Source organism: Aliiroseovarius sp. CAU 1755 (assembly GCF_054482655.1).
Window position 1 is genome coordinate 682,501 of sequence record NZ_JBTLRH010000001.1, and the last position, 5,000, is coordinate 687,500.

Sequence of the window (5,000 nt, forward strand, 5' to 3'; positions counted from 1 at the left end):
GGACGTGATACTCTGCGATAAGCTTTGGGAAGGTGAGAATAGCCGTTATACCCAGAGATTTCCGAATGGGGCAACCCACCTGACACTTTGTTATTATTGCACTTATGTGCAGCTAATAATGAGGTGAGACAGGTATTTATAGACTGAATACATAGGTTTATAAAAGCAAACCCGGGGAACTGAAACATCTAAGTACCCGGAGGAAAGGACATCAATTGATACTCCCCTAGTAGCGGCGAGCGAACGGGGACCAGCCGAGCCATGAGTGTGGATAGAATGTGTTGGAAAGCACAACCATAGTGGGTGACAGTCCCGTATATGAAGCATGATTGGACGTATTAAGTAGGGCGGAACACGTGAAATTCTGTCTGAAGATCGGAGGACCACCTTCGAAGGCTAAGTACTCCTTACTGACCGATAGTGAACCAGTACCGTGAGGGAAAGGTGAAAAGCACCCCGACGAGGGGAGTGAAACAGTACCTGAAACCGAACGCCTACAATCAGTCGGAGCCCCCTTGCGGGGTGACGGCGTACCTTTTGTATAATGGGTCATCGACTTGGTCTATCTAGCAAGCTTAAGCCGTTAGGTGTAGGCGCAGCGAAAGCGAGTCTTAATAGGGCGAATGAGTTAGGTGGATCAGACCCGAAACCGAGTGATCTAGGCATGGCCAGGTTGAAGGTGCAGTAACATGCACTGGAGGACCGAACCCACATCTGTTGAAAAAGATCGGGATGAGCTGTGCCTAGGGGTGAAAGGCCAATCAAACTCGGAGATAGCTGGTTCTCTGCGAAATCTATTTAGGTAGAGCGTCATACGAATACTCCCGGGGGTAGAGCACTGGATGGGTAATGGGGCCCCACAGGCTTACTGATCCTAACCAAACTCCGAATACCGGGAAGTACTATATGGCAGACACACAGCGGATGCTAACGTCCGTTGTGGAGAGGGAAACAACCCTGACCTACAGCTAAGGCCCCTAATTCATGGCTAAGTGGGAAAGCAGGTGAGACGACCAAAACAACCAGGAGGTTGGCTTAGAAGCAGCCATCCTTTAAAGATAGCGTAACAGCTCACTGGTCTAATTTAAGTTGTCTTGCGGCGAAGATGTACCGGGGCTCAAGCCATGAGCCGAAGCTTAGGGTGTGCACTTATGTGCACGCGGTAGCAGAGCGTAGTGTGACATAGTTCCGTTCCTCATTGATGCCTTCGGGCATGTTTGAGGATTGGAGCTTTCTGTGAAGCCGGCGCGTGAGCGATCCGGTGGAGAGATCACTAGTGAGAATGATGACATGAGTAGCGACAAACAGGGTGAGAGACCCTGTCGCCGAAAATCCAAGGGTTCCTGCTTAAAGCTAATCTGAGCAGGGTAAGCCGACCCCTAAGGCGAGGCCGAAAGGCGTAGTCGATGGGAACCAGGTTAATATTCCTGGGCCATGAGGTGGTGACGGATCTCGAAGGTAGTTCATCCTTATCGGATTGAATGGGCTGCTAAGAGGTTCCTGGAAATAGCCCCTCTATTAGATCGTACCCTAAACCGACACAGGTGGATAGGTAGAGCATACCAAGGCGCTTGAGAGAACGATGTTGAAGGAACTCGGCAAAATACCTCCGTAAGTTCGCGAGAAGGAGGCCCAGTTTCTACGCAAGTATTGACTGGGGGCACAAACCAGGGGGTGGCGACTGTTTACTAAAAACACAGGGCTCTGCGAAGTCGCAAGACGACGTATAGGGTCTGACGCCTGCCCGGTGCCGGAAGGTTAAAAGGAGGAGTGCAAGCTCCGAATTGAAGCCCCGGTAAACGGCGGCCGTAACTATAACGGTCCTAAGGTAGCGAAATTCCTTGTCGGGTAAGTTCCGACCTGCACGAATGGCGTAACGACTTCCCCGCTGTCTCCAACATCGACTCAGCGAAATTGAATTGCCTGTCAAGATGCAGGCTTCCCGCGGTTAGACGGAAAGACCCCGTGCACCTTTACTACAGCTTCGCACTGGCATCAGATACAATATGTGCAGAATAGGTGGTAGGCTTTGAAGCAGGAACGCTAGTTTCTGTGGAGCCTCCTTTGAGATACCACCCTTGTTTTGTTTGATGTCTAACCGCGGTCCGTTATCCGGATCCGGGACCCTGCGTGGCGGGTAGTTTGACTGGGGCGGTCGCCTCCTAAAGAGTAACGGAGGCGCGCGAAGGTTGGCTCAGAGCGGTCGGAAATCGCTCGTTGAGTGCAATGGCAGAAGCCAGCCTGACTGCGAGACTGACAAGTCGAGCAGAGTCGAAAGACGGCCATAGTGATCCGGTGGTCCCGAGTGGAAGGGCCATCGCTCAACGGATAAAAGGTACGCCGGGGATAACAGGCTGATACTGCCCAAGAGTCCATATCGACGGCAGTGTTTGGCACCTCGATGTCGGCTCATCTCATCCTGGGGCTGGAGCAGGTCCCAAGGGTACGGCTGTTCGCCGTTTAAAGAGGTACGTGAGCTGGGTTTAGAACGTCGTGAGACAGTTCGGTCCCTATCTGCCGTGGGTGTAGGATACTTGAGAGGAGTTGCCCCTAGTACGAGAGGACCGGGGTGAACGAACCACTGGTGGACCAGTTGTCGTGCCAACGGCAGTGCTGGGTAGCTATGTTCGGACAGGATAACCGCTGAAGGCATCTAAGCGGGAAGCCCCCCTCAAAACAAGGTATCCCTGAGGACCGTGGAAGACTACCACGTCGATAGGCCGGAGATGTAAGCGCAGCAATGCGTTCAGTTGACCGGTACTAATTGTCCGATAGGCTTGATTTGATCCAGTAGAAGTCAAACCCTACTGATCTATCAAAAGCATACACACCAGTGTACTGACTTGGAACGGCTCTTTCCTCGGTTTGGTGGTCACAGCACAAGTGAAACACCCGACCCCATCCCGAACTCGGAAGTTAAGCACTGTCGCGCCAATGGTACTGCGTCTCAAGACGTGGGAGAGTAGGTCACCGCCAAACCTAGAAAAGAGCCAATATTCTCTCAATACAAACACAAAACAAACCGCCCCGTGCAGAAATGCCGGGGCGGTTTGACGTTCGAAAACCCACTCAAAAGTCAAAGAAAATGTCTAAAGTGGACTCAAACGGAAGCGTTGTTAGCCTTCCCCAAAGAAGTGGTCCGCCCCCATAATTGGGAAAGCGGTGGATAATGGATGGCGATCAAGAGATCGAAGCCCGAAGCTCAAAGAGATTGTCCTGAAATAGCCGCGCGCCCGTCCAGTGAAAGCGCTCCGGCCTCACATGTTCGATGCCTGATATGCAGATCTTGTGGACGCCGGCGATCCGGCGACAAACATACCTGACACGCGCCACTGCAATGTGGGACGTATTCGAATGCATTGAGATGTTCTCCCAGCCGGAAACCCAAGCCCCCGAACAACGGCATACTGTCGCTCGCCGACTTCGCGACCAGATTGCAAAAATTGAACAAGGGAGGTGTCTAGGAAGCTGAGAGCAGCTCAACTTACCTCTTCGGGATAAGTTGTAAAAATAGCCAACAAAAAGGTATCGCTCGGATTCAGAGAGATTAATAATACAAAAGATGTGATCCTGGTTTGAAAAAACAAAACGGATATTAATTCTCATGTATAGCGATCGCCAAGCTGTCCCTCACAAATGGTCTTTATTTTGAAACCTCCCATTAAGTTGGCCTTTGGTCGCCCTCCCAAGCCTCATAATTTTAATTTTGGCGATGAGTTCTCGGCAATAATTGTCGAATGCATTACTCAACGGTCAATCTCGCGCTCACGTTTCGATCAAGCTGATTTGATCGCCGTCGGTTCTATCTTGGGCGGCACCGTTCGCAAAAACTTCAGGGCTCACGGTCGGGACGATCGAAAAACGCTTTCGGTTTGGGGGTCTGGTTTGATGGTGGATCACGCGCTAAGGCGGCTTAATTATTTGAACTATTTGAGCGTTCGCGGTCCACTCACGCGCAAACGGACCGGATTAGAGGGTTTGCCTCTTGGTGACCCGGGTCTGCTTGCACAATGGATTAAAAGTCCTGCCAAAGAGAAAAAGTATTCTGTGGGTATTATCCCCCATTACCGCGATGTGGAAAATCAGAACTTTCTCGACATTGAGCACCGTATTCCGAACTCAAAGCTGCTGGATATTCGGACGCAAGCCATTACGTTTCTAGAAGATGTTTCCAGATGCGAGCTCATCGTTTCTTCCAGCCTACATGGTCTAATTTTTGCAGATGCTTACAATATTCCGTCTATATGGCTTGAGGACGCCCCAGTTCATATTGGCGATGGATTTAAGTTTTATGATCACTTTGCTGCGGTGAACAAGTTCGGGGCAGAACCACAACACCCCAAGTCTATTTTGTCCCTTGATAGCGCGCTTCCTCTAGCAAGTACTGGCGACCAAGAACTAATCGCTGATCTGCAGAAGAAATTGGTGAAAACTCTTAAAGAGGCGGAAATCTAGGACGCAAGGTTTCAGTGAGGAAGGGAAACTGCCGCGCTTGACGAGCGCATCCCAGAAATGAGCCGCCCCATCTGAGAGGTCTAATTTGGAAGTTGGTGCATGTTTGGTCTTTGTTTCATAGGGGCGATGACCTCTGGCGCCGTATGTGGTCGTTAGGTGCTGTGGTAGGCAACATATCAGCTGAGGGACAGGGCGCTTCCACAATGTGCGATTCTATCGATGTGATCCTGGGTTGAATTTCGATTTTCTCGTGGAGCCAGGAATTGCACACGCGATGCACTGAATCGGTTCTTTAGGACGAAATGGGCGGGAATCGATGCGCGGATCTGATGCACAGGCGGGCGTATTGAGGGAGGTGAGTTTGAGATTGGAAACAGGAACCCTAAGTTTATAAGGGTCTCAAAAAAGAAATTGCCGATTTTGCCATTTTCGGAAAAAAGGGGTTGCGACTCTTTTGAGTTGGGCCTAGAACCCCCTTCACCGGCGGCGCTGATGGCGCGGTTGGGTCGCGGGATGGTTTGTTGCTGAAGCAGCGGGTGCGGAAC

General features: G+C 51.0%; 1 protein-coding gene and 2 rRNA genes (1 of these 3 running past the window's edge). All 3 read left to right on the top strand.

Annotated elements, in window-relative coordinates:
• A 23S ribosomal RNA gene (locus tag ACXYMP_RS03305) occupies nucleotides 1–2,785 on the top strand; it begins 54 nt to the left of the window's first position.
• 79 nt (nucleotides 2,786–2,864) lie between these two features.
• Nucleotides 2,865–2,979: ribosomal RNA gene (gene rrf / locus ACXYMP_RS03310) — 5S ribosomal RNA — on the top strand.
• A gap of 657 nt (nucleotides 2,980–3,636) precedes the next feature.
• A complete protein-coding gene (locus ACXYMP_RS03315; protein WP_458904338.1) occupies nucleotides 3,637–4,455 on the top strand; it encodes a polysaccharide pyruvyl transferase family protein in 819 nt (272 codons plus the stop codon).
• Nucleotides 4,456–5,000 lie beyond the last annotated feature (545 nt).

Bases quoted from the DNA above. Each gene is read 5' to 3' on its own strand.
- ACXYMP_RS03315 (WP_458904338.1), top strand. From the start codon at position 3,637: ATGGTCTTTATTTTGAAACCTCCCATTAAGTTGGCCTTTGGTCGCCCT.